The organism is Rhizobium sp. Leaf371, from assembly GCF_001424045.1.
Classification (GTDB): Bacteria; Pseudomonadota; Alphaproteobacteria; order Rhizobiales; family Rhizobiaceae; genus Ferranicluibacter.
Genome location: NZ_LMQB01000001.1, coordinates 81,651 through 104,909 on the forward strand (window position 1 = coordinate 81,651; position 23,259 = coordinate 104,909).

Annotated in this window: 23 protein-coding genes; 4 read left to right on the top strand and 19 right to left on the bottom strand. The window is 65.8% G+C overall.

The window, feature by feature from the left end:
- Positions 1-11: 11 nt before the first annotated feature.
- The 10 genes from ASG39_RS00295 to betA all read right to left on the bottom strand — a co-directional run bounded on the left by ASG39_RS00295 (position 12) and on the right by betA (position 12,756).
- On the bottom strand, positions 12-1,544 hold the full coding sequence (locus ASG39_RS00295) for a cation:proton antiporter (protein ID WP_062591727.1): 1,533 nt from the start codon (positions 1,542-1,544) through the stop codon (positions 12-14).
- A gap of 130 nt (positions 1,545-1,674) precedes the next feature.
- Positions 1,675-2,832, bottom strand: a complete 1,158-nt coding sequence (locus ASG39_RS00300) for a PHB depolymerase family esterase (RefSeq protein ID WP_062591729.1) — start codon at positions 2,830-2,832, stop codon at positions 1,675-1,677.
- Positions 2,833-2,947: 115 nt separating this feature from the next.
- The gene (locus ASG39_RS00305) at positions 2,948-4,123 is read right to left on the bottom strand and encodes an amidohydrolase (RefSeq protein WP_062591731.1); all 1,176 of its coding nucleotides are present in this window, start codon (positions 4,121-4,123) and stop codon (positions 2,948-2,950) included.
- Between the two features lie 123 nt (positions 4,124-4,246).
- Positions 4,247-4,693, bottom strand: a complete 447-nt coding sequence (cueR, locus tag ASG39_RS00310; protein ID WP_062591733.1) for a Cu(I)-responsive transcriptional regulator — start codon at positions 4,691-4,693, stop codon at positions 4,247-4,249.
- Complete coding sequence (locus ASG39_RS00315) at positions 4,690-7,200, bottom strand: heavy metal translocating P-type ATPase (RefSeq protein WP_062591735.1); 2,511 nt, start codon at positions 7,198-7,200, stop codon at positions 4,690-4,692. Before ASG39_RS00315 ends, cueR begins: the two co-directional genes overlap by 4 nt.
- A 161-nt stretch (positions 7,201-7,361) precedes the next feature.
- A complete protein-coding gene (locus tag ASG39_RS00320; RefSeq protein WP_062591737.1) occupies positions 7,362-7,568 on the bottom strand; it encodes a heavy-metal-associated domain-containing protein in 207 nt (68 codons plus the stop codon).
- A gap of 84 nt (positions 7,569-7,652) precedes the next feature.
- Complete coding sequence (cysN, locus tag ASG39_RS00325) at positions 7,653-9,191, bottom strand: sulfate adenylyltransferase subunit CysN (protein WP_082476794.1); 1,539 nt, start codon at positions 9,189-9,191, stop codon at positions 7,653-7,655.
- Positions 9,191-10,144, bottom strand: coding sequence for a sulfate adenylyltransferase subunit CysD (gene cysD / locus ASG39_RS00330; RefSeq protein WP_062591739.1), 954 nt, complete (start codon positions 10,142-10,144; stop codon positions 9,191-9,193). Before cysD ends, cysN begins: the two co-directional genes overlap by 1 nt.
- A 38-nt stretch (positions 10,145-10,182) precedes the next feature.
- Complete coding sequence (locus tag ASG39_RS00335) at positions 10,183-10,950, bottom strand: phosphoadenylyl-sulfate reductase (RefSeq protein WP_062591741.1); 768 nt, start codon at positions 10,948-10,950, stop codon at positions 10,183-10,185.
- Between the two features lie 150 nt (positions 10,951-11,100).
- Positions 11,101-12,756 carry a choline dehydrogenase gene (gene betA, locus ASG39_RS00340; RefSeq protein ID WP_062591743.1) on the bottom strand — a complete coding sequence of 552 codons (1,656 nt, stop codon included), beginning with the start codon at positions 12,754-12,756 and terminating at the stop codon, positions 11,101-11,103.
- A 98-nt stretch (positions 12,757-12,854) separates the two neighbouring features.
- Between betA and ASG39_RS00345 the strand changes: the two genes are divergently transcribed.
- Positions 12,855-13,100 (top strand): hypothetical protein, encoded by a 246-nt coding sequence (locus ASG39_RS00345; RefSeq protein ID WP_062591745.1) that lies wholly within the window; start codon positions 12,855-12,857, stop codon positions 13,098-13,100.
- A 6-nt stretch (positions 13,101-13,106) separates the two neighbouring features.
- Entirely contained in the window at positions 13,107-13,475 is a 369-nt protein-coding gene (locus tag ASG39_RS00350; RefSeq protein ID WP_062591747.1) for a helix-turn-helix transcriptional regulator, read from the top strand.
- On the opposite strand, the gene betB is transcribed toward ASG39_RS00350, so the two are convergent.
- From betB to ASG39_RS00375, 5 genes are all read right to left on the bottom strand, one after another.
- Positions 13,469-14,932, bottom strand: coding sequence for a betaine-aldehyde dehydrogenase (betB, locus tag ASG39_RS00355; protein WP_062591749.1), 1,464 nt, complete (start codon positions 14,930-14,932; stop codon positions 13,469-13,471). The two genes, ASG39_RS00350 and betB, sit on opposite strands and share 7 nt — an antisense overlap.
- Positions 14,929-15,177 (bottom strand): hypothetical protein, encoded by a 249-nt coding sequence (locus ASG39_RS00360; protein WP_156467965.1) that lies wholly within the window; start codon positions 15,175-15,177, stop codon positions 14,929-14,931. The genes betB and ASG39_RS00360 overlap by 4 nt, the downstream gene beginning before the upstream one ends.
- A 3-nt stretch (positions 15,178-15,180) precedes the next feature.
- Positions 15,181-16,722, bottom strand: coding sequence for a choline-sulfatase (gene betC, locus ASG39_RS00365; protein WP_277995947.1), 1,542 nt, complete (start codon positions 16,720-16,722; stop codon positions 15,181-15,183).
- A complete protein-coding gene (gene betI / locus ASG39_RS00370; protein WP_062591753.1) occupies positions 16,719-17,330 on the bottom strand; it encodes a transcriptional regulator BetI in 612 nt (203 codons plus the stop codon). Before betI ends, betC begins: the two co-directional genes overlap by 4 nt.
- Before the next feature lie 174 nt (positions 17,331-17,504).
- A complete protein-coding gene (locus tag ASG39_RS00375; protein ID WP_062593253.1) occupies positions 17,505-18,515 on the bottom strand; it encodes an asparaginase in 1,011 nt (336 codons plus the stop codon).
- 150 nt (positions 18,516-18,665) lie between these two features.
- On the opposite strand from ASG39_RS00375, the gene ASG39_RS00380 reads away from it, so the two are divergent.
- Positions 18,666-19,403 carry a DUF3750 domain-containing protein gene (locus ASG39_RS00380; protein WP_062591755.1) on the top strand — a complete coding sequence of 246 codons (738 nt, stop codon included), beginning with the start codon at positions 18,666-18,668 and terminating at the stop codon, positions 19,401-19,403.
- Positions 19,404-19,791: 388 nt separating this feature from the next.
- Here the strand turns inward: ASG39_RS00380 and ASG39_RS00385 are convergent, their stop codons facing one another.
- The 3 genes from ASG39_RS00385 to ASG39_RS00395 form a co-directional block, all read right to left on the bottom strand.
- Complete coding sequence (locus ASG39_RS00385) at positions 19,792-20,790, bottom strand: NAD(P)H-quinone oxidoreductase (protein ID WP_062591757.1); 999 nt, start codon at positions 20,788-20,790, stop codon at positions 19,792-19,794.
- 68 nt (positions 20,791-20,858) lie between these two features.
- A complete protein-coding gene (locus ASG39_RS00390) occupies positions 20,859-21,290 on the bottom strand; it encodes an EamA family transporter (protein ID WP_062593254.1) in 432 nt (143 codons plus the stop codon).
- A 36-nt stretch (positions 21,291-21,326) separates the two neighbouring features.
- Positions 21,327-22,079, bottom strand: a complete 753-nt coding sequence (locus tag ASG39_RS00395; RefSeq protein ID WP_062591759.1) for a DeoR/GlpR family DNA-binding transcription regulator — start codon at positions 22,077-22,079, stop codon at positions 21,327-21,329.
- Positions 22,080-22,166: 87 nt separating this feature from the next.
- On the opposite strand from ASG39_RS00395, the gene ASG39_RS00400 reads away from it, so the two are divergent.
- Positions 22,167-22,532 (top strand): hypothetical protein, encoded by a 366-nt coding sequence (locus tag ASG39_RS00400; protein ID WP_062591761.1) that lies wholly within the window; start codon positions 22,167-22,169, stop codon positions 22,530-22,532.
- A gap of 17 nt (positions 22,533-22,549) precedes the next feature.
- Here ASG39_RS00400 and ASG39_RS00405 read toward each other — a convergent pair whose 3' ends face one another.
- Positions 22,550-23,209 (bottom strand): glutathione S-transferase family protein, encoded by a 660-nt coding sequence (locus ASG39_RS00405; RefSeq protein ID WP_062591763.1) that lies wholly within the window; start codon positions 23,207-23,209, stop codon positions 22,550-22,552.
- Positions 23,210-23,259: the final 50 nt, after the last annotated feature.

A 23,259-nucleotide genomic window follows, 5' to 3' on the forward strand; every position in this document is an offset into this window, starting at 1 on the left:
GGGTCGAGAGGCTACGTCTCCTCGATGCGCCGCTCGTCGTCGGGGAGGACGGCCAGTTCGCGCCAGTCGATCTCTTCGAGAAGCTGGTTGTATTCGTCGACATTCAGCCGGTTGCCGGTTCGCAGCCGCTCCAGGGTCTTGCGCTGGGCGTCGATCGCCTCCAGCGCGAGGGCGCGGTAGGTCTGGAGCGCATCGGCACCCGACGTATCCGCCAATGCGGCACGCTCGATGGCGAACTTGCTGCGCACCAGCTCTGCCTCGGGTCCTGTGCGATCGCCGATCCGTTCGAGCCCGGCGGAGGCGATCTCAAGCCGGAAATCGGTCATGTCGCGGGCGCCCTGTTCGCGTTGGTCGAGGCCGAGCAGCCGGATAAGCGGCGCAAGCGTCAGCCCCTGCAGGACGAGCGTGGCGAGAACCACGGCGAAGGCCGCAAGCAGAACGAGATCGCGCTGCGGGAAATCAGCGGGCAGCGCGAAGGCGGTGGCCAGGGTGACGAGGCCGCGCATGCCGCACCAGGCCGCAAGAACCGATTGGCGCATATTCGTCTGTTCTTCGCTGCTGAGCAAAGCGTTGCGTAGGCGGTTGAAGCCGATGAAGACGACGAAGCGGACGATGACGACGGTCGCGACCACGGCGGCAATGAAACCGGATGCATGGATCAGCCGCTCGGTCGTCATGCCGCCGATGATGTCGCGCACCTGCATGCCCATCAGCAGGAAGGCCATGACGTTGAGCACGAAGACGACGGCGCTCCACACCGCATAGGACTGGACGCGCATGCGGGCAGAGGAGCGGCTGGTGCTGCTGGCGGCGATGGTCATGGCGAAGGCGACGATGGCGAGCACCGCGGACAGGCCGAGATGTTCGGCGATGATCCACAGCAGGAACGTCTGGACGAATTGCAGCAGGTTGCCGCCGAGCGTGCCGGCGACATAACCGGTGACGCGCGACGTGGCCCAGGCCGCGGCCATGCCGAGGAGGATGCCGCCCGGCGCGGCGATGGCGAAGTGCAGCGCGACCGCCGGCCCGAGCCCGCCCGAGGTCTGCACCGACAGTGCCGCGCCGAAGATCAGGAGCGCGGCGGCATCGTTGAACAGGCTTTCGCCGCGCAGGATCGCATCCGTGCTGCGGGGAATGGACATGCCGGAAAGGACGGCGGTCGCGGCCGCGGCATCCGGCGGCGCGACGATCGCGCCGAGAACGAGCGCCGCGGCGATCGGCAGGCCGGCATAAGTGGCGCCGATGAAGGCGACGGCAAGGGCAGTGGCGACCACGCCGCCGATGGCAAACACGATCAGCGCCGCCCAGTAGCGCCGCGCCGTGTTGACCGGGAAGTCGAAGGCGGCATCCATGAGGGCCGGGGCGATGAAGAGCGCGAGCGCCGTTTCCGGTTCCAACGCGATATAGGGCACGCCCGGCACGAGCGCTGCGGCAACGCCGGCCATGGCCAGCATGGAGGGATAGGGCACCGACAGGCGCCGCGACACCTGAAGAAGGGCGATGGCCACGAGGAGAAGAACGAGGAGGCTCTCAAAGAAGTTCATCGATCGCGCTTCATTCCCTCAAGGCCGATGGCGGCTTCGTCGTGCCACGACTGTGCCTCAGCCGTGGACGTGGGTCCAGAGCGGGACGGGCCGAAAAGGGCTTTCGGACCCTGCGCCGAAGCGCCAGGCCTTATTTCATCAGGCCGGCAGCGCGCAGGGCCGCTTCGATGACGTCCTTGACGCCTTCCGGCTTGGCCTTTCCCGGCCAGGCGGCAGAGAAGAGCGAGGCGGTCCCAGCGCTGTTGCCAGCGCCAGTGCCAGCGTTGTTGCCAGCGCTGTTGCCGGCTGCCTCGGCACGGGCCGATGCCGGCTGCGGGCGATGCGCCCTCTTCTCGAACGAGGCCGTGAGGCCCCAGCTACGGGCGATGTGGAGGGTGGAGGAGATCCCGACATCCAGCATGTAGGGTGCCGCCTCGCCATAGCCGCTCGCCGTATCGAGCGGCGTCCCATGGCCCATGCCGCGCACCAGAAAGAGGTCGAGAACCTCGCGCCCGGCACTGTCCACCCAGATATGCCGTTCCTGACCATCCACCGTCTCGACGCGTTCGGGACGGGCCGCGACGCCGAGCGCGTCCCGCCACTGGTCGATCAGCGCGCCGGCATTCTTGTCGGCGACGGTGCTGTCGGCCGTGCCTTGCCAGATCGAGATGGTCGGCCAGGGACCCTTGTGCGGCGAGGCGGCGGACAGCAGCGCCTGCAGCCTGTCCGCGTCGGGCAGGCCATGGCCACGCATGCGGTCGAAGGCTTCCGGCACGGTTCTGGCTGCGCCATGCGGCAGGCCGGCGATGATGGCGCCGCCGGCGAAGATCTCGGGGTAGGTGGCCAGCAGCGAATTCGCCATCGCCCCGCCGGCCGACAGGCCGGTCACGTAGACGCGGCGCCGATCGATCCCGTGATCGGCGATCATCGTCGCGATCATCTCCCGGATCGAAAGCACCTCACCGGAACCGCGGGTCACGTCGGGCTTTGAAAACCAGTTGAAACAGAGATTGCCGTTGTTGCTGCGGCTCTGCTCCGGGTAGAGCACGGCAAAGCCGTATTCCTCCGCCAGAGCCGACCAGCCGGAGCCGCGATCGTAGCCTGCCGCGTTCTGCGTACAGCCGTGGAGCACGACGACCAGCGGCGGCGCGCCTTTCGGCTTTTCAGGCATGCTGTACCAGCCCGTGAGCTCGCCGGGGTTGCTGCCGGTGATGTCGAGCGGGCGCAACGCCGACGTTGCGGGCTGGAGACCGTCCGGCCGGGTGCGCAGGCGTGCCAGACGTTCGATCGTGTCGGATAGTTTTCTCATGGCCGTCTCCGGGCTCTGGGCCGGACCCCTGGGAATATCGGGTGGCGCATGGTGCAGTGCACAACAGATGGGGCGCCATCATGGCGAGACAAGGGCAAGGCAGGCTCACGGGCTGTCATTGCTGCAATTCTAGAATATTCGCGACGACCCGCAGGAAAACGCGTGACCCGCGCTCGATCAGCGCATCCGGAAAATCATAGTCGGGATTGTGGAGTGCGGGATGCGCTTCGCCGCTGCCCAGAAACAGCATGGCCGAGGGGCCGCAGGCGCCGAACCGTCCGAAATCCTCCGACCCCCGCATCGGCAGTCCCGCCGCGTCATGGTCGATGCCCTCCTGGTCGAGCGCCTGCCGGAGATGCGCGACCGCTTCCGGCGCGTTCTCGCAATGCTGAAAGATATCCGCGTAAGAGTGGGAAAGGCGCAATCGCTCCTCTCCGGCCGTTTGCGCGATCAGCGCTTCGGCGCGGGCGCAGAGATCGGCCATGCCGTCATCGGTCAACGTGCGCAGCGTCGCCCAGATTTCCGCCCGGCCGGGGGCAATGCCGAAGGCGGGCTCGCCGAGAACGGCATGGGTCAGCGTGACCATGGCGAAATCCGCAGCCGGGAAGCGGCCGGTCGTCAGGGCGGTCAGTTGCGGCATCAGGCGGGAGACGGCGAGCATGGGCGAGATGCCCGTTTCCGGCATGGAGGCATGCGCCGTCCTGCCGTCGAGGATGACGCGCAGGCCGCGCGAGGCGCAGTTGACGGGACCGGAGGCGAGCGCGACATGTCCGAGCGGCAGGCCGGGCAGGTTGTGCAGCGAGAAGGACATGTCCGGGCGAATGTCTTCGAAAGCGGGATCGGCGATCACGGCGGCGGCACCCGCGCCGGTTTCCTCGGCCGGCTGGAACATCAGCACCACGCGTCCGCGCAAGGGCCTCTTCCGGGCCAGGCCGCGACCGAGCGCCGCGACGATCGCCATATGCCCGTCATGCCCGCAGAGATGCCCCTTGCCGGGATATTCGGACCGGTGCGGCGCGTCGGAGATTTCCGGGATCGGCAGGGCATCGAGTTCGCAGCGAAACAGGAGCGTCGGCCCCGGTGCGCTGCCGGCAAACACCGCCGCCACGCCATGTCCGGCCTGTCCGCTATGTCCGCCAAGGCTGGTGAGAACACGGTCCGGTTTCAAAGCTTCGAGATGCGCCTGCACCCGCGCTGCGGTTTCGCGCTCCTCGCCCGAAATTTCCGGGTGGCGGTGCAGGTCGTGCCGGAACGCCACGAGGGCGGCGAGGTCGTTCTGGTCGAGAAACATGCAGGCCCTTCCGCTCGATGCGGCGCCATCTTATCGCGTGAAAGCGACGCGACAATGCTTCCGCCTCGGGCATCCACCGTATTTTCGGGCGCGTCAGCCGCCGGATTTCAGGCTGGTTACGCCCTAGCCGAGATTGGCACGCCCGAAGCGGGCGGAGACCTCCGGCAGGTCCGCCTCGGGTGGGGCGTCGGCGAAATCGGCGAGGATCGGGCAATCCGGGCGATCGTCTCCGTGGCAGTTGCTTGCGAGATGCCGCAGCGTTGCCGTCATCGCCGCGATGGCGGCAGCCTTGCGGTCGAGTTCGGCGATATGCTCGAGCGCGATCGCCTTCACGTCGCCGCTGGCCCGCCCGCGATCGTGCCAGAGCGCCAGCAGCGTCTTCATCTGCTCGACCGAGAAGCCGAGATCGCGGGCGCGGCGGATAAAGCGCAGCGTATGAATGTCGGCGTCCTCATAGGTCCGGTACTGCGCCTCGCTGCGATGGGCGGGCGCGATCAGGCCGATCTGCTCGTAATAGCGAATCATCTTGGAGGATACGCCGGAGGCTTTTGCGGCTTGGCCGATGTTCACGATGCCATCCTTTCCAAGGGAGCGGAGGGAGAGATGCGGCGCAGGCGCAGCGCATTGCCGAGGACGAAGACGCTTGAGAGGCTCATGGCGCCGGCCGCGAGGATCGGAGACAGGAGCGTGCCGTTCACGGGATAGAGGAGACCCGCGGCCACCGGCACGAGGCTGACATTATAGGCGAAGGCCCAGAACAGATTCTGGCGGATGTTGCGGATCGTCGCCCTGCTGATCGCGATCGCGCGGGGCACGCCGCCAAGATCGCCCGACATCAGCACGATATCGGCGCTTTCCATGGCGATGTCGGTGCCGGTGCCGAGCGCGATGCCGATATCGGCTTCCGACAGCGCCGGCGCATCGTTGATGCCGTCGCCGACAAAGGCAAGGCGGCCCTCGCGCCGCAGGGCCTGCACCGCCGCGACCTTGCCGCCGGGCAGGACTTCGGCCACCACCGTGTCGATGCCGAGCACACGGGCGACGGCGTTCGCCGTGCGGCCGTTGTCGCCGGTGATCATCACGACCTTGAGGCCCGCGGCCTTCAATGCCGCGATGGCGGCGGCGCTGCCCGGCTTGACCGGATCCGTGACGGCGATCATGGCGGCAAGCCTGCCGGCAACGGCCGCATAGATCGGCGACGTCCCGGCATCGCCGAATGCGACCGCCTGCGGCGCAAACCCGGAAACGTCGATGCCGCTGTCGCGCATCGCGCGGTCGGAGCCGACCAGGACGGCTTCACCCTCGATCATGCCCCTGACGCCGGAGCCAGGAAGGGCTTGGAAATCGGTGACATCCGCAAGCACGACCTTGTCTCCACGCGCTGCGGAGACGATGGTGGCGGCGATCGGATGCTCCGAGCGGGCTTCGAGGCTTGCGACACGGCGCAGGACATCCGCGCGTTCGAAGCCGGGCGTCAGCACGAAAGCGGTCAGTTCCGGCTTGCCTTCCGTCAGCGTCCCCGTCTTGTCGAAGGCGACGATGTCGACATCGCGCAGGGCCTGCAAGGCATCGCCCTTGCGGAAGAGGATGCCGAGCTCGGCAGCGCGTCCGGTGCCGACCATGATGGAGGTCGGCGTTGCCAGACCCATGGCGCAGGGGCAGGCGATGATGAGAACGGCAACGGCATTGATCGTCGCGAGGCCGAGCGACGGCGTCGGCCCGAAGACGAGCCAGGCCGCAAATGTCAGCAGGGCGGCGGCGAGAACAGCGGGCACGAAACGCGCAGTGATGCGATCGACCGTCGCCTGGATCGGCAGTTTCGAACCCTGTGCCGTCTCGACCATGCGGATGATCTGCGACAGAAGCGTCTCCGACCCCGTCTTCGTTACGACGACATTGAACGTGCCCGTGCCGTTGATCGTGCCGCCGACGACGGAGGCGCCTTCCGCGACGGAAACGGGCAGAGGTTCGCCCGTGATCATCGACTGATCGACCAGCGACCGGCCTTCCACGACCTCGCCATCGACCGGAATTTTCTCGCCGGGGCGGATGAGCACGCGATCGCCCTTTTTCACCGTGCCGACCGGAACCTCGACGATCCCCTCCGCCCGGATCACGCGCGCGGTCCTTGCCTGAAGACCCATCAGCCGGCGGATCGCCTGGCCGGTGCGGCCTTTCGCGCGGGCTTCGAGCATCCGGCCAAGCAGGATCAGCGTGACGATGACGGCGGCCGCCTCGAAGTAGACGTTGTCGGTGCCCGGCGGCAGCGCGGACGGCAGGAAGGTCGAAAGGACGGAATAGGACCAGGCGGCCGAGGTGCCGAGCACGACGAGAGCATTCATGTCGGGCGCGAGCCGAAGCAGGTTCGGCACGCCTTTGCGGAAGAAGGTGAGGCCGGGACCGAAGAGGACCAGCGTTGCCAGCACGAATTGCAGGCGGCGGCTGCCCTCCATGCCGAGCGTCGAGATGACCCCGTCATGGATGGCCGGCACGAGGTGCGCGCCCATTTCGAGAAGGAAAAGCGGAAGGGTGAGCACGGCAGCCAGGCTGAAGGCGCGCGCGAGCCGTTTTGCCTCGCGCGATCGGCGATCGCCGGTCTCGTCGACATCGCTTGCGGGTTCGCCCTCCGCCTCTGGTCTGACGCTGTAGCCGGCCTTGGCCACGGCCGCCTCGATCGTCGCGACATCCGTGCCGTCCAGCCGTTGGACGGTCGCTGTCTCGCTCGCGAGGTTGACGCTTGCCTCGATGACGCCGGGCACGGCTGCAAGCGCCTTTTCCACCCGGGCGACACAGGAGGCGCAGCTCATGCCCTCGATCGGAAACGTCTGCGTGACGCGCCGTGGCGCATAGCCGGCGGCTTCGATCGCTGCGACGATCGCCCCGTTCTGAAGGTCTGCGGCATGGGTCACGGTGGCCCGCTCGGTCGCGAGATTGACGCTGGCATCGATGACGCCGGGGAGGGCGGCGAGCGCCCTCTCGACCCGCCCCACGCAGGAGGCGCAGTTCATGCCATCGACGGCAAGCGTCGTCGTCGCGGAGGCGGAATTGGGGGGCCGGAGAGGCGTATGCACGGTCATCGGGAAGCGTCCCTGTTGTCATCTGCCGGTAGAGATAGACCTTCCCATCATGGGAAGGTCAAGGGGCAAACCTGCATGGTCCGTGCGGGAGACCGGACATGCGCCTCGGACGCCTTGGCGGCCGGGCGGCCCGCGATCGGAACCGGGAGCCCGCGTGGCGATCAGAGCGGGGAGCGGAGATGGGGCGTGTAGCCGGCCGCCGCGATCGCCTCGGCGATCCTGTCGGCGCTTGCCTCGGTTTCCACATCGGCGGTCTTTGCGGCGAGGTCGATGCGAATCGCGGCGCGTGCATCCACCTGATGGATGGCGCTTTCCACCGTGCTCTTGCAGTGGCCGCAGGTCATGTCGGGTATGTCGAACGCAATCATGGGGACGTTTCCTTTCAGAGACGTCCCCATGATAGGGCTTCCAACCGTGGGAAGGTCAAGGCGTCAGATGCGCCTGCAGCGGCATCAGCCGTCGAGCGTATCGAGCAGATCCTGTGCGCGGGCGGCCGAGATGCGGCGAACTTCCAGTTCGTCGCGACGTCCGGCGAGGAGGTCGCTTGCGAGAATCCGGTCGGCCAGATCGGCGGGCAGGGACAGGAGGACGCGCGTTTCATCGGTGTGGATGCCACCGAGGGACGAGCGCTTGCCCGTGATCATGCCGCCGGCCACCGTGTTGTTGGTGTCGGGGTCGATCAGGATGAAGGCGCCCGTCGTGCGGTTCTGCTCGTAGGCGTCGAACATGGCCTGCTCGTCGAACGCGAGATGGACCTTGCCGATGGCGTTCATCGACAGCGCGTCGGACGGGCCCCATTTGCCGCTCTTCAGGTCGAGCTGGCTGACCGGTTCGACGCTGACGCGCTGGCGGCGCGAGCCGCTCTTCAGCCAGTAGCGCTTGTTCGGCTGGATGCCGTCCGGCTGCAAGGCGACGATCTGCGCGTCGAAGGCGACGCCTGTCTGGGGCTGGCTGTCGATGGCGACGATCATGTCGCCGCGCGAAACATCGACCTGACGATCGAGCACGAGCGTGATCGCGTCGCCGGTCACCGCCGCATTGCGGACGAGGTCGAAGGTGACGATCTTGGTGACGTTGGCCACCATGCCCGAGGGCAGCACGACGACGCTGTCGCCCGGCTTGACCGAACCGCCGGCGACGGTGCCCTGATAGCCGCGGAAGCTTTCGCCCGGGCGCGAGACGCGCTGGACCGGAAGACGGAAGCCGGTCGTCTGGCCGGAGCGGACGGTTGCCAGCTCCAGAACCTCGACCAGCGTCGGGCCCTCGTACCAGGGCATGGAGGCGCGGCCGTCATACACGACGTTCTCGCCCTTCAGCGCCGAAACCGGGATGGCCGTGACCTGGCGCACGCCGAGCGACAGAGCCAGTTCCTTGAAGTCGTGGCTGATCGCGTCGAAGCGCGCGCGATCGTAGCCGGTCAGGTCGATCTTGTTGACCGCGAGCACGAACTGGCGAATGCCCATCAGCGTGGCGATCGTCGCATGGCGGCGCGTCTGTTCCAGAAGGCCGACGCGGGCATCGACCAGCAGAATGGCGAGGTCGGCGGTGGAGGCGCCGGTCGCCATGTTGCGCGTGTACTGCTCGTGGCCGGGCGTGTCGGCGACGATGAAGGAGCGGTTCTCGGTCGCAAAGTAGCGGTAGGCCACGTCGATGGTGATGCCCTGCTCGCGCTCGGCCTGGAGACCGTCGAGGAGGAGGGCGAAATCCGGCAGACCGAGATCGTTCTGCTTACCGCTCGAATCGCGGGCGAGCGTCGCCGCCTGGTCCTCTTTGACGGCCTTGGTATCCCAGAGCAGCCGGCCGATCAGCGTGGACTTGCCGTCATCGACGCTGCCGCAGGTGATGAGGCGCAAAGGGCGGCTGTCGCGCGGGGCGCGGGCTTCGGCTCCGGCAAAGGCCGTGACGTTGCCGGTCGGCGCCTTGATGTCGCCGGTCGTGCGGGCCGCCGTGTGCAAGGTCGTCTGGCTGCCGGTGGAAGCGGAAACGGTCATCAGAAATATCCTTCGCGTTTTTTCTTCTCCATCGAACCGGACTGGTCCCGGTCGATGGCGCGGCCCTGACGTTCGGAGACGGTCGCGGTCTCAAGTTCCGTGATGATATCGTCGAGCGTGGTGGCGCTCGAGCGGATGGCGCCTGTCAGCGGGAAACAGCCGAGCGTGCGGAAGCGGATGCGCTCCTGACGCTTGGTCTCGCCGGGCTGCAGCTCCAGCCGTGGATCTTCGGCAAGGATCATCATGCCGTCGCGCTCGACGATCGGGCGGTCCGCTGCGAAATAGAGGGGCACGATCGGGATTTCCTCGGCCTGGATGTAGCGCCAGATATCGACTTCGGTCCAGTTGGAGAGCGGGAAGGCGCGCACGCTCTCGCCCTTGCGGATCATGCCGTTATAGACGTTCCAGAGCTCGGGGCGCTGGTTGCGCGGGTCCCAGCGGTGGTCGGGCGTGCGGAAGGAGTAGATCCGCTCCTTGGCGCGGCTCGCCTCCTCGTCGCGGCGTGCGCCGCCGAAGGCCGCATCGAAGCCGCCGGCGTCCAGCGCCTGGCGCAGACCCTCGGTCTTCATGATGTCGGTGTAGAGCGCCGAGCCGTGGGTGAACGGCGTGACGTTCTCGGCCGCACCACGCGGATTGATGTGTTCGATCAGGTCGAGGTCGTAGCGCTCGACGATCTCGTCGCGAAACGCGATCATCTCGGCGAACTTCCAGCCGGTGTTCACATGCAGCAGCGGGAAGGGGATGCGGCCGGGGTAAAACGCCTTGCGCGCGAGGTGCAGCAGGACGGAGCTGTCCTTGCCGACCGAATAGAGCATGACGGGCTTTTCGAACTCGCCGGCCACTTCGCGGAAGATGTGGATGGCTTCGTTTTCGAGCGCCTTCAGATGCGGATCGAGCGGCGGGCGGGCGCTTTGCGGATTGTGAAGTTCCGTTTCCGGAAGCGTGAGGGACATCGGGTCGTCTCCAGTCTCGTTCTCGGGCGGGGCGCGCGTCAGGCGGCGCTGCCGGCCAAGGCCTTGGTGTCGGGTATCGGCTGTGAAGCGGCTTCCGCCACGTGCAGGCCGCATTCGCGGGTCTCGTCGTTTTCCCACCACCAGCGGCCGGCGCGCTCGGGCTCGCCAGGCTTGATGGCCCGCGTACAGGGCTCGCAGCCGATCGATGGGTAGCCGCGGGCATGCAGCGGATTGACGGGGATCGCTTCGGCCACGACATAGGCGCGGATGGTGTCGATATCCCAGTCCGCCAGCGGATTGATCTTGATCAGGCCGCGGTCGAGATCGGCTTCTGCAAAAGGCGTATCGGCGCGGTTGCCGGACTGGCCGCGGCGCAGGCCGGTGACCCAGTAGGTGGCGCCGGCCAGCGCACGCGCCAGCGGCTTGACCTTGCGCACGCCGCAACAGGCATGGCGCGCCTCGATGCTCTCGTAGAAGCCGTTCAGGCCGTAGGTCGCGGCATAGGCATCGATATCGGCCTGCTCGGGATGGAACCGCTTGATCAGGATGCCGTAGGCCTCCTCGGTCGTATCGATCAGCGCGACGGTCTCGTTGAACAGCCGTCCGGTTTCGAGCGTGGAGACCTCGATGTCGAGCTTTGCGGTGCCGATGGCAGCCGTAATGACCTGATCCTCGATGCCGAGGCTGGTGGTGAATACGGCACGGCCATCCAGAGAAGCGACCAGAGCCAGTCGCTCGCCAAGGGTGAGACATTCCAGCTGCCGGGCCAGCGCCGCAGCAGTTGTTTCAAGGGACATGGATGTCATGGGTTATCCTGTATGATTACAGCCTTTATCGCAGCCCTTCGTCATGAAAGACAGAAAAACGGATTTCCAATGACAGGAGATCGGAGCAAATATCACTCCGATCCCGCAAGATGTGGGAAAAGGCTGTCGCGCGGCTCCGTCAGGCCGGTCTCAGGACCGACGGTCGCTAAAGGCGGCCCGCGGGTTGACCCAGGGTTCCTGGTTCGAGCGGGGCAAAGGCTGCTTGCCGAGGATATGATCGGCCGCTTTCTCGCCGGTCATGATCGAGGGACCGTTGAGGTTGCCATAGGTGACGTGCGGGAAAATCGAGCTGTCGGCGACGCGCAGGCCCTCGACGCCGATCACACGGGTCTCGGGATCCACGACCGCCATGGGATCGTTCGCATCGCCCATGCGGCAGGTGCCGCAGGGGTGATAGGCGCTTTCCAGATGCTCGCGCAGGAACGCGTCGATATCCTCGTCGCTGGTCACGGCCTCGCCCGGCTGGATTTCGGGTCCGCGATAGGTGTCGAAGGCCGGCTGGCGGAAGATCTCGCGGGTGAGGCGGACGCAGTGGCGGAATTTCTCCCAGTCCTCGGGGTGGCTCATATAGTTGAAGCGGATGACGGGATCGGCTTTCGGGTCTGCGGATCTCAGGGTGACGGCGCCGCGCGATTTCGACAGGTTGTAGCCGACATGCACCTGGAAACCGTGGCTCTTGGCGGCCGCCTTGCCATCATAGGAGATGGCGACCGGCAGGAAATGATACTGGATGTCCGGCTGCTTCAGCCCCGGTGCGGAGCGCAGGAAGGCGCAGGCCTCGAACTGGTTGGAGCTGCCGAGCCCCGTCCGCGTCATTAGCCATTGCGCACCCGCGACCCCCTGCCAGAACCAGGGCAGCCAGGAATAGAGCGAGACGGGCTTGGTGGAGACCTGCTGGAAATAGAACTCCATATGGTCCTGGAGATTGGCACCGACGCCCGGGCGATCGGCCTTGACCGCGATGCCCATCGACCGGAGATGCTCCGCCGGGCCGATGCCGGAGAGCATCAGCAATTTCGGCGAATTGAACGAGGAGGCGGAAACGATGACCTCGCGCTTCGCCCTGACGATCTCGATCGCGCCGCCGCGCTCGATCTCGACCCCGGTCGCCCGGCCGTTTTCGATGACGATGCGGCGTGCAAAGCCACGGACGAGCGAGACGTTGTCGCGCTTCAGGGCCGGGCGGAGATAGGCATTGGCCGCCGACCAGCGGCGACCCTTGTGGATCGTCTGCTCCATCAGGCCGAAGCCCTCCTGCTTGGAGCCGTTATAGTCTTCCGTCATCTCGAAGCCGGTCTCGGCTCCGGCCTTGATGAAGGCGTGGAAGAGGGGGTTCCTGACCGGCCCGCGCCGCACATGCAGGGGGCCGTCCGTGCCCCGCCATCCCTCTTCGCCGCCGTGTGAATGCTCCATCCGCTTGAAGTAGGGCAGCACGTCGGCATAGGCCCAGCCGCGGGCGCCGAGCGCTTCCCAGCGATTGAAGTCCTCGGCATGGCCGCGCACATAGACGAGCCCGTTGATCGAGGAGGAGCCACCGAGCACCTTACCGCGCGGGGCGCTGATGCGGCGATTGTTGAGGTTCGGCTCGGGCTCGGAATAATAGCCCCAATTGTATCGCTTCATGCTCATCGGCCACGCGAGCGCTGCCGGCATCTGGATGAACGGCCCGATATCCGAGCCTCCGGCCTCGATGACGATCACCGTGTTCCTGCCATCCTCGGACAGCCGATAGGCGAGCGCCGAGCCGGCGGAGCCGGAGCCGACGATGATGAAGTCTGCATCCATGATGATATCCTATCGCCCTAGTGAAAGACGGTTTGGCAAATGCGCTGCCGACGATGAAAGGACTCGCCGTCGAATTTTCTCGGAGCTATGTTCGATGAATGAAAGAGATCTTCGTCACGCGCGAAGCGCAGAAAAGTTTGAAGAGGATGCAGCCGCAACGTCGCGCTGCGATCTTTGCAAAGCTTGACGCCTATGCGCGTGGCGAAGCCGTTGACATCAAGAAGATGCAGGGGAATCCTTACTTCAGGATTCGAGTAGGTCACGACCGCATCGTGATCGACGATCTCGGCCGGGTGATTATGGTGATCGATGCGGGGCCGCGCGGAAGCATTTATCAGAGGTAACGACTCATGACCGACGTTCAAAAGCTGACGATTGACGGCAAGAACTACGTTCTCCTCAGCGAAGACGACTATGAGGATCTCGTCGATGGCCTTCATGCCAATGCGATCATGGTGCGCATTGCCGCGGGCGAGGAAACCTGGCCTTACGAATTGGTCAAGGAATTGTTCGACACCGACAGCCGCGTGAGGACGTTTCGGGAATACCGCAAGACGACGACGGCCGAACTTGCGGCGGCGGCGGGCATCGCGGAACAAGACCTCTCCGACATCGAGAGCAACAAGAAGACCGGGTCGGTCGATGTGCTCAAGCGCATCGCCAGGGCCTTGAAGGTCGATCTCGACGATCTCGTGGTGGAGCGCGAGGCCCATCAATAAGGCGCCTCGACTTTGCCCATCGCGACATAGACCGTCTTCAGCTCGGTATAATGCTGGAGCGCGGCCACCGAGTTCTCGCGGCCGAAGCCTGATTGTTTCGAGCCGCCGAAAGGGATTTCGACCGGGCAGAGATTGTACGTGTTGATCCACAGCGTCCCGGCTTCCAGCCGATCCACCACGCGATGGGCGCGGGCGATGTCGCTCGTGAAGACACCGGCGGAGAGACCGAATTCGGTGGCATTGGCGCGCGCGATCACCTCGTCCTCGTCGTTAAAATCCAGCACACACATGACCGGGCCGAAAATCTCCTCGCGGGCGATCGTCATCGTATCGGTGACGTCGGCAAAGACGGTCGGCTGGATGTAGGTGCCCTCGGCCGGGACGTCGTTGGGGATCGCGCCGCCGGTGACGAGCGTTGCGCCTTCCCCCTTGCCGGTCTCGATATAGGCGAGCACCTTGTCGCGCTGGGGCCGTGAGACCATCGGTCCGAGCTGGGTCGCCTCGTCCATGGGGTCGCCGATCACGATCTTCTCCGTGCGGGCCTTGAGGCCCGACAGGAAGCGTTCCTTGACGCTCTTCTGGACGAAGACGCGCGTGCCGTTGGAGCAGACCTGGCCGGTGGAATAGAAATTGCCGAGCATCGCGCCACCGATGGCGCTGTCGAGGTCGGCATCCTCGAATACGATCAGAGGCGACTTGCCGCCGAGCTCCATGGTGACATGCTTCAGCTGGCCGGCGGCGGCGGCGGCGACCTTGCGCCCTGTCGGCACCGAGCCGGTCAGGGAGACCTTGCCGACATCGGGGTGGCCGACGAGAAGGGGACCTGTGTCCCGGTCGCCCTGGATGACGTTGAAGAGCCCCTTGGGCAGGCCCGCCTCGATGAGGATCTCGGCAATCTTCAGGGCGCCGAGCGGCGTGTTTTCGGATGGCTTGAACACCATGGCATTGCCGGAGACGAGGGCGGGCGCCGCCTTCCAGCAGGCGATCTGCTGCGGGTAGTTCCAGGCGCCGATGCCGACGCAGACGCCGATGGGCACGCGTTTGGTGTAGGCGAAATCGGCTCCGAGCGGGATGTGCTCGCCGTTGAGCGCGGCCGCCGCCACCCCGCCGAAGAACTCGAAGCTGTCGGCGCCGGAGGTGGGGTCCGCGACGATCGTTTCCTGGATCGGCTTGCCGGTATCGAGCGTTTCCAGCTCCGACAGTTCCCGGTTGCGCGTCCGCATGATGTCGGCCGCCTTCTTCAGAATGCGACCGCGCGCCGTCGGGCTCATCGCCGCCCATTCCGGCTGCGCGCGCTTCGCCGCGGCCACGGCCTGCTCGACGATGGCAGGCGTTGCGGCATGGAGCGTCGCGATGACCTCGCCGGTGGCGGGATAGAGGCTGTCGAACGGGGTGCCGGCGGTATCCTCGACATAGGCGCCATCGATGAAGTGGGAGGCTTTCGGCTGGGCTCTCATGGGGACTTGTCCTTCGTGGCGGTCTTGGATGGGGTGGCGTCGCTGTGGTCTCCCGCCGCGATCAGCGCGAGCCCGAGATTGTGCTGGGCGCGCATCCAGGGGCGTGTGCCGAGGAAACCCCACCAGCCGGCGTCGTTGACGACCTCGTCGGCCGGACTGTCGATGCCGCGACCGAACATGTCGTCGGAAAAGACGGCTTTGCGCATGCCGTTCGGTGTCGCTACCTTGGATTTCGCTCGCGCCATGCCTCATTCCCCTCTTGGAAACCGCTTGGAGTCTTCGAGATTATCGAGGTTCATGTGGTTGCGCATGTAGCGTTCGGAGGCTTTCTGCAGCGGCTGGTGGTCCCAGGGATAGTAGGCTCCGTTGCGCAGCGCCTCGTAGACCACCCAGCGGCGGGCCTGGCTTTCGCGCACGGCGCCGTCGAAACCTGCCATGTCCCAGCGGGCGTCGCGCATCTGGCGAAAGGCGTCCAGCGTCGCGGCGATCGCGGTGGTCGGCGGAGAGGCTGCGAGATTGTCACGTTCGAGCGGGTCGGCCTCCAGATCGTAGAGCTGGTCGGGATCGTCGGCGCAGTGGACGTATTTCCATTTGCCCTCGCGGATGGCGATGAGCGGGGAAATCGATCCTTCCGCCGCATATTCCATCAGCGCGGGCGAGACGCGCTCCGTGCCGTCGATCACCGGCAGCAGGCTCTCGCCATCCGTCCACGGCATGATCTCGTCCATCGAGATGCCGGCGAGGTCGCAGAGCGTGGGGGTGACGTCGAGATTGGAGACGGGACGGACATGCAGGCCGGGCGTCACGCCGGGACCGGCGATCATCAGCGGCACGCGGGCGGAGCCCTCGAAAAAGTTCATCTTGAACCAGAGGCCGCGCTCGCCCAGCATGTCGCCATGGTCGGAGCAGAACAGGATCAGCGTGCTCTCCAACTGGCGCGTCCGCTCCAGCGTATCGACAAGCCGGCCGACCTTCTCGTCGATATAGGAGATGTTGGCGAAATAGGCCTGACGCGAGCGCCTGACATCCGTCTCCGTGACGGTGGAGTTGGCATAGTCGCAGGCGGCGATCAGGCGTTCGGAATGCGGGTCCTGGGTGTCCAGCATGCCGACCTCGGGGAGGAGATGGTCGCAGTCGGTGTAGAGATCCCAGAACTGGCGGCGGGCCACGTAGGGGTCGTGCGGATGGGTGAAGGATGCCGTCAGGCACCAGGGACGGCGATCCGCGCTGCCGATGTCGCGCGCGAGATGATAGATCTTCTGCTCGGCCAGGAAGGCGACCTCGTCGTCATATTCCATCTGGTTGGTGATCTCGGCGACGCCGGCACCGGTGACCGAGCCAAGATTGTGGTACCACCAGTCGATCCGCTCGCCGGGCTTTCGATAGTCGGGCGTCCAGCCGAAATCCGCGGGGTAGATATCCGTCGTCAGCCGTTCTTCGAAGCCGTGCAACTGATCCGGCCCGACGAAATGCATCTTGCCGGAGAGCGCCGTGTAGTAGCCGGCGCGGCGCAGGTGATGGGCGAAGGTGGGGATGGAGGAGATGAATTCTGCCGCATTGTCATAGACGCCGGTACGGCTCGGCAGTTGTCCCGCCATGAAGGACGCCCGGGCCGGCGCGCAGAGCGGCGACGAGGTGTAGTTGTTGGCGAAGCGGGCCGAGCGAGCGGCGAGCGCCTTGAGATGCGGAGCGTGCAGCCATTCCGCCGGCCCATCGGGAAAGAATTTTCCGTTGAGCTGGTCGACCATGATGATCAGGATGTTCGGCTTGCTGCTCTCGGCGGCGCTCACGCGGCGGCTCCTTCTTCTCGGCGAAACGCGATGCGGGCAAGAGCGGCATCGACCGCGTCTTCCGCAAGCGCGATCGATCGCTCGGTCGTCAATGGTGCGGCGCCCAGGGCGCGGCGGATATAAAGCCCGTCGATCAGTGCGGCGGTCGCCTCCGCGATGCGGGCAGCCTCGGTCTTCGGGCAGAGCTGCGACAGGCTCGCCGACAAATTGGAGTGCAGGCGGCGGGCGTAAAGCACCAGCAATCGCCGGACGGCCTCCGAACGCTGTGCCTCGGTGTAGAAGGCGAGCCAGGCGGCGACCGTTTCCGGCGCGAACTGGCCGGCGTGAAAACTGACGCGGATGATGGCCGAAACGCGCGCGCGGGGATCACCGGCCCCGGCCAGCGCCGACACCGTATCGCGCCGCAGGTCGCGCAGCAGCGAACGCATGGTCTCGGTCAGCAACTGGTCCTTGCTGCCGAAATAATGATGGGCGAGAGCCGGCGAGACGCCGGCGCGGCGGGCAATGTCCGACATGGTCACGGAGAGCGTGCCCTGGTCTCCGATGGCGCTGATGGCGGCATCGACCAAAGCCTTTCGGCGCACCGGCTCCATTCCGACCTTCGGCATCCGCATCTCCCCCCGTCAAGAGGCAGCTTAATTTTGATTGAGCCGTCAATCAAGAAAAAAGAAGATGCGATTTTTAGACGTCTATCTCGACGATGACGCTGGCACCAAAGATCTTGTTTCTCTGCCTACTGCCTACTGCCTACTGCCTACTGCCTACTGCCTACTGCCTACCCATCAGCCCTGGCCGAAAGCCTCGGTCACCCTGACATCGCCGACAGGCATGCCGTTCCAGTTGTGCATGGAGGTCGTCGCTTCCGCCAGCAGCGCCGCCTCGATCTCGGGCGCGTCGCGGAAGAAGCGGGCAAGCGTAGCGGCGATCATGGCTTCGGCCGCACGGGTGGTGCCGTCTTCGCATTTCAGCGCGATGGCGATGCCCTGTTCGGGAATGGCGGCGCAGAAGACGCCTTCCGCGCCGGTCTTTGCGAAGATCCGGCCTGGGGCGATCTGCATGAGGCGGGTGCAGGCGCGCTTCGTTCCCGCGACATAGAAGGGCTCGGCCATGCAGGCGTCGATCAGGCGGCGAGATGCGTTCGCGCGCTCGGGTCCGAGGCCCGTTCCGGTTGCCATCTTGGCAAAGCCGTGGGCAAGACCTTTGAGCGGCACGGCATAGGTCGGGATGGCGCAGCCGTCGATGCCGCAAGTGTCGTGGCCGAGGGCCGCACCGGTCAGGCTTTCCATCGCGTCGCGGATCTCGCGCTGGATGAAGTGGTCGTAGCCGATATAGCCTTCCGGCTCGACGCCGGCATGGCAGGCGGCGCAGATGAAGCCGGAGTGCTTGCCGGAGCAGTTGTTGTGCAGCGCGTTCGGTCTGTCCATCGCCCGCACCTGATCGATCAGGACCGGCTGGGCAAAGGACCAGTGCGCGCCGCATTCGAGCGTCGAGACGTCGCGACCGGCCCGCGCCAGCATCTCGGCAGCAAGGGCTGCGTGTTCCGGCTCGCCATTGTGGGAGGAGCAGGCGAGGGCCAGCATCCGCTGATCGAGCCCGTAGGCGTCGGCGGCGCCGGTCTCGATGAGGGGCAGGGCCTGCATCGCCTTGCAGGCCGAGCGCGGGAAGATGCCGGCATCGACGTCGCCGAGGGAGAAGACGGTGCGGCCGTCGCCGTCCACCGCGATCACCATGCCGCGATGGCGACTTTCCACGAGCGCGCCGCGCGTCACCTCGACCAGTACCGGGTTCGTCATGTCCAAAACCTCTTGCCGTCGCTGCTCGTCATCACATTTCGGTGCGGGCCTTGCGAACCCTTTCCGTCACGACGATCTCTGTCCTGAAAGCCTATGCCTTCCGTACCCTGCCATAACCGATCGCGCTTCCGCGTCAAACCCGGACATTGCATGAATCTGATCCGCATTCTCCTGCTCGCCATCCTCGTCGTCTATCTTCTTCCCGCACTTGCCTCCGCCGGGTTCTGGTACGTCAAGGAGCGGCCGGAAAGCTGGCGCAATGCCGACTGGTCGTCGTCCGGCGTGCTGCCCAAGGCGACGGCGGACCGGGAGGCTGCGGTCTATGTGCTCTCGGCGGCCACCGGCGGCCTGAAGGGCGCGGTGGCGAGCCATGCCTGGATCGTCACGAAGGGTGCGGGAGACCGGGTCTACAATCGCTACGACAAGGTCGGCTGGGGCACGCCCATTCGCCGCAACATGCGTGAGGCCGATGGCGCCTGGTATTCCAACCGGCCGAACATCGTCGTCGCCATAACCGGCGCGGAGGCAGAGCGGCTGATCCCGCAGGTCGAGGCGGCGATCCAAAGCTATCCCTACGCCCAGCCCGGCGCCTATCGCATCTGGCCGGGACCCAACTCCAACACCTTCGTCGCGCATGTGCTGCGCACCGTGCCGGATCTCGGCGCCGTGCTGCCGCCCGATGCGGTCGGGCGGGACTATCTGCCGGAGGGCAAGCTCTTTTCGATCGATGCCGATGGCCGCGATCTGCACGCGACGCTCTATGGCCTGCTCGGCATTTCGGCCGGCGTTCGAAGCGGGTTCGAGCTGCACTTCCTGGGGCTGGTCGCCGGCGTGGATTTCGCGCGGCCCGCACTCAAGATCCCCGCCTTCGGCCGGTTGGGTGTCTGATATCCAATTGACCGTGCGATCAGGGCCTGCGGGTCGCGGCGCATTGGCTCACACAAAACCAAATCCCCAAAACGGAAAAAGGGCCGCGTTAGCGACCCTTTCCACGAAATACGGCCCGTAAACGGCCCGGACTGGCTGCTGGCTCAGTCCGTAGAAGGAAGGCTCAGAGCGAGGGCTGCCTCGTTTCCGCAACCATGCTTCCCTTGTCCGTTACGAGTACCGAAATCTCATTAGACATTGGACCACCTTCCTTTCACTACGTTGAACATGAGGAAAAGATAGGCGATTTTCGGGGAAGCGCAAGTCCTTCTCCGACAAAACGTCCGTCTTCCCGATCACGAAGAGTAACGTTCCATTGTCAGGACGTGAGGGACGCCGGAGAGGCTCTTCAGAGCGTCAGAACGATCTTGCCGATGTGATCGCTCTCCTCCATCAGCCGGTGGGCCTCTGCGACATTGGCGAAGGGCAGGACGGTGCTCATGACCGGGGCCACGGTGCCGTCGTCGAGCAGCGGCCAGACATTGTCCTCCAGATCGTCGCGGATGGCCTGCTTTTCCACCGCCGTGCGGGGACGCAGCGCCGAGCCCATGACGCGCAGGCGCTTGGAGAGGATCGGCGCGATATTGGCGTTCTCGACTTTTGCGCCGCCGAGGAACGCGATGATGGACAGCCGTCCGTCGGTGGCCAGGCACTGCAGATTGCGCTCGAAATAGGCGGCGCCGATCATGTCGAGGATGACATCCACGCCGCGCCCGCCGGTTTCCGACAGGATGACCTCTTTGAAGTCTTCCTGCTTGTAGTTGATGGCCCTGACCGCGCCGAGCGACAGGCAGGCCTCGCATTTGGGGCCGCTGCCGGCGGTGACGAAGACCTGCGCCCCGAACGCGCCGGCGAGCTGGATCGCCGTGGTGCCGATGCCGCTCGATCCGCCATGGATGAGGATGGACTCGCCCTCGACCAGATCGGCCATCTGGAACACGTTCGCCCAGACGGTGAAGAAGGTTTCCGGGAGGGCGGCTGCCCGGGCCGCGTCGTAGCCGGTCGGCCAGCGCAGGGCCTGCGTCGCGGGTACGCTGCAATATTCGGCATAGCCGCCGCCATTGGCAAGCGCGGTCACGCGGTCTCCAATAACAAAGCCCTCCGCGCCGTCACCGATCGCGACGATCTCGCCCGCGACTTCCAGACCGAGGATCGGGCTTGCGCCGGATGGGGCGGGATAGAGGCCCTTGCGCTGCATGACATCCGGCCGGTTGATGCCGGCGGCCTCCACGCGCACGAGCAGGTGGCCGGCTTCGAGCTCCGGAAGAGGGCCCTTGGCGAGCAGCATGGCCTCCGGCCCGCCGGGGGAGGGCAGATCGATGAACGTCATTTCCGTGGGCAGCGGCATGGGAACTCCTGTGCTGGGTTGAGGCCAGAGCTAGTGCGTCCGACGGCCGGGTCAAAGGCCAAGGCCGCTCAGAGAACCAGAAGCACGCCGCCGATGGCGATCAGGCCGATGCCGAGCGTGTGCAGGGCCGACAGCTTTTCGCCGAGGAAGACGACGGCGAAGAGGGCGACGAGGACGACGCTCATCTTGTCGACCGGTGCCACGCGCGCGGCATCGCCGATCTTCAAGGCGCGAAAATAGCAGAGCCAGGACGCGCCGGTCGCAAGACCCGAGAGGACGAGGAACAGCCAGCTTTTCGGGGAGACCGTGGCCGGCGACTGCCAGTGTCCCGTCAGCGAAAGCAGGAGCCCGAGCGCCGCGAGGATAACCACGGTGCGCACGAAGGTGGCGAAGTCCGAATTGACGTTCTCGATGCCGATCTTGGCGAAGATGGCGGTCAGCGCGGCAAAGACGGCCGAGAGCAGGGCCCAGGCTTGCCAGGAGAGGAACAGGGATCGCATCGATAAGACCTTTCCGGCGCCGCGGGACATGGGGGCTCAGGCCTGAAGGATTTCCAGCCCGGCTTCGCGATAGAGCGAGAGTGTCGTGTCCTCGATATCGGCGGAAACCACAAGACCGGTCAGTTGGGCAAGCGGCAGGATGCGGTGCGGCGAGACGGCGCCGAGCTTGTCGCCGGCCGCGAGAATGAAGGTTTCGGCGGACTGGCCCGCGATGGCGCGCTTGATCGCGGCCTCCTCGAAATCGCCCGTGGTCGCGCCGTGGGCCGGGTGAAGGGCGGTCGCGCCGAGGAAGAACAGGTCGAAGCGCATCGTCTCGATGGCGGCCAGGGCGGCCGATCCCGTCGCCACCATCGAATGCTTGTAGAGCCGCCCGCCGATCAGGATCACCTCGGCATCGTGGCCGGAAAGCGCTGCGGCGATGGTCGGGCTATGGGTGGCGATGGTGATGCTGAGATCGCGCGGCAGGGCCCGGGCGAGCGCCTCGTTGGTGCTGCCGCCGTCGAGAAAGACGAGCTGTCCGGCCGCGATCCGCGCGACCGCCCGCAGCGCCAAGGCCTGTTTGGTCGCCTTGGCGATCTGCGTTCGCGCGCCGAGATCCGGGAGCGGCGGGGCGACCGGCAGGGCGCCGCCATGGACGCGCTGCAGCTTGCCGGCGCCCGCAAGCTCCCGGAGGTCGCGCCGGATCGTGTCCTCCGACAGGCCGAGCTCGCCGGCGAGTGCTGTCGCGACGAGTTGCCCGTCGCGGCGCAGGCGATCGAGAATGAGGGCGTGGCGCTGGCTGGTCAGCATCGAAATCTCCGTCTTGACTCTTCAGGATACTGCATGATCAAATAAGAATTATCAAGAAAATAACCGCAAAATCGTGAAGGAGTTCTCATGTTGATTTTGATTGCCGGCCCTTATCGTTCGGGCACGGATGACGATCCCGCGAAGATGGCAGCCAATCTGAAGGTGCTGGAGGCGCCGTCGCATGCTTTGTTCGAGGCAGGGCATGTGCCGATGATCGGGGAATGGGTGGCGCTGCCGATCTGGCATGCCGCCGGCGGAAAGACGGTCGGGGATGCGCTCTATGAAGAGATCTTCCACCCGGTCGCCGGCCGGCTGCTGGCGCTCTGCGACGCCGTCCTCCGCCTGCCCGGCGCCTCGAAGGGGGCCGATAACGATGTGCGGATCGCGCGCGAACGCGGCATTCCGGTCTTTGACAGGCTGGAGGATGTGCCGGGCTGCAAAGCCTCGGCGTAGCGCGCGTTGCCGGCCCGTCAGGCGGGCTCGGCCTCGCGCACCGTCATCATCTCGCGGAAGGCGGCGCGCGCTTGACAGCGTCCGATCCAGGCCTTGATGCCGGGATGCCTGTCGAACAAAGCCGTCTGGCTCTGGGCGTAGCGAAACACCTCCGCGAGATTGAGATCCGCCACCGTGAAGCGGTCGCCGACGATGTAGGCATGCTGCGACAGGCGTCGCTCCAGCATGCCGAAACGCGTGTCCAGTGCCTGCGCTGCGGCATCCACGATCGCCCGGCCCCGCGCGGGACCGTTCGGTTCGGCGTCATAAGCGAGCACGATCTTGACCGCATGCGGCTCGATTTCGGTCGCGGCCCACAGCGTCCAGTCGAGGATCTCCGCCTCCTCGGCGGCATTCGCGGCTGCAAGCGGTCCGCCATGTTTGCGCGCGAGATAGAGGTTGTTGGCAAGCGATTCGGCCAGCACCAGCCCGTTATCCTCGATGGCGGGGATCATGCCTCTGGGGTTGATGGCGAGATAGGCGGGCGACTGGGTGTTGATCGGGGCCGTTTCCGACAGCGGGTCGATCAGCCGTCGCGCCTGCACCACAGGCACGGAGCGGAACGGGATGCCGAGTTCGCCGGCCATCCAGTAGTTGCGCGAGGCCCGCGATCGGTACACTCCGTAGATGGTCAGCATGGCGCTCTCCCGTGTTTGGTCTCGCGTCACGGTAAGCTTTTGGCCGGGCG

What these genes read in the sequence shown, in the direction of transcription:
- cysN (WP_082476794.1), bottom strand. Translation starts at nt 9,191, where the DNA reads ATGACCGTTTCCGCTTCCACCGGCAGCCAGACGACCTTGCACACGGCG.
- ASG39_RS00345 (WP_062591745.1), top strand. Translation starts at nt 12,855, where the DNA reads ATGAAAGAGATCTTCGTCACGCGCGAAGCGCAGAAAAGTTTGAAGAGG.
- ASG39_RS00305 (WP_062591731.1), bottom strand. Translation starts at nt 4,123, where the DNA reads ATGTTTCTCGACCAGAACGACCTCGCCGCCCTCGTGGCGTTCCGGCAC.
- ASG39_RS00405 (WP_062591763.1), bottom strand. Translation starts at nt 23,209, where the DNA reads ATGCTGACCATCTACGGAGTGTACCGATCGCGGGCCTCGCGCAACTAC.
- ASG39_RS00360 (WP_156467965.1), bottom strand. Translation starts at nt 15,177, where the DNA reads ATGGCGCGAGCGAAATCCAAGGTAGCGACACCGAACGGCATGCGCAAA.
- ASG39_RS00395 (WP_062591759.1), bottom strand. Translation starts at nt 22,079, where the DNA reads ATGCTGACCAGCCAGCGCCACGCCCTCATTCTCGATCGCCTGCGCCGC.
- ASG39_RS00375 (WP_062593253.1), bottom strand. Translation starts at nt 18,515, where the DNA reads ATGACGAACCCGGTACTGGTCGAGGTGACGCGCGGCGCGCTCGTGGAA.
- ASG39_RS00380 (WP_062591755.1), top strand. Translation starts at nt 18,666, where the DNA reads ATGAATCTGATCCGCATTCTCCTGCTCGCCATCCTCGTCGTCTATCTT.
- ASG39_RS00400 (WP_062591761.1), top strand. Translation starts at nt 22,167, where the DNA reads ATGTTGATTTTGATTGCCGGCCCTTATCGTTCGGGCACGGATGACGAT.
- ASG39_RS00350 (WP_062591747.1), top strand. Translation starts at nt 13,107, where the DNA reads ATGACCGACGTTCAAAAGCTGACGATTGACGGCAAGAACTACGTTCTC.
- betI (WP_062591753.1), bottom strand. Translation starts at nt 17,330, where the DNA reads ATGCCGAAGGTCGGAATGGAGCCGGTGCGCCGAAAGGCTTTGGTCGAT.
- cysD (WP_062591739.1), bottom strand. Translation starts at nt 10,144, where the DNA reads ATGTCCCTCACGCTTCCGGAAACGGAACTTCACAATCCGCAAAGCGCC.
- ASG39_RS00320 (WP_062591737.1), bottom strand. Translation starts at nt 7,568, where the DNA reads ATGATTGCGTTCGACATACCCGACATGACCTGCGGCCACTGCAAGAGC.
- ASG39_RS00315 (WP_062591735.1), bottom strand. Translation starts at nt 7,200, where the DNA reads ATGACCGTGCATACGCCTCTCCGGCCCCCCAATTCCGCCTCCGCGACG.
- ASG39_RS00385 (WP_062591757.1), bottom strand. Translation starts at nt 20,790, where the DNA reads ATGCCGCTGCCCACGGAAATGACGTTCATCGATCTGCCCTCCCCCGGC.
- betA (WP_062591743.1), bottom strand. Translation starts at nt 12,756, where the DNA reads ATGGATGCAGACTTCATCATCGTCGGCTCCGGCTCCGCCGGCTCGGCG.
- ASG39_RS00390 (WP_062593254.1), bottom strand. Translation starts at nt 21,290, where the DNA reads ATGCGATCCCTGTTCCTCTCCTGGCAAGCCTGGGCCCTGCTCTCGGCC.
- betB (WP_062591749.1), bottom strand. Translation starts at nt 14,932, where the DNA reads ATGAGAGCCCAGCCGAAAGCCTCCCACTTCATCGATGGCGCCTATGTC.
- ASG39_RS00300 (WP_062591729.1), bottom strand. Translation starts at nt 2,832, where the DNA reads ATGAGAAAACTATCCGACACGATCGAACGTCTGGCACGCCTGCGCACC.
- ASG39_RS00335 (WP_062591741.1), bottom strand. Translation starts at nt 10,950, where the DNA reads ATGACATCCATGTCCCTTGAAACAACTGCTGCGGCGCTGGCCCGGCAG.
- ASG39_RS00295 (WP_062591727.1), bottom strand. Translation starts at nt 1,544, where the DNA reads ATGAACTTCTTTGAGAGCCTCCTCGTTCTTCTCCTCGTGGCCATCGCC.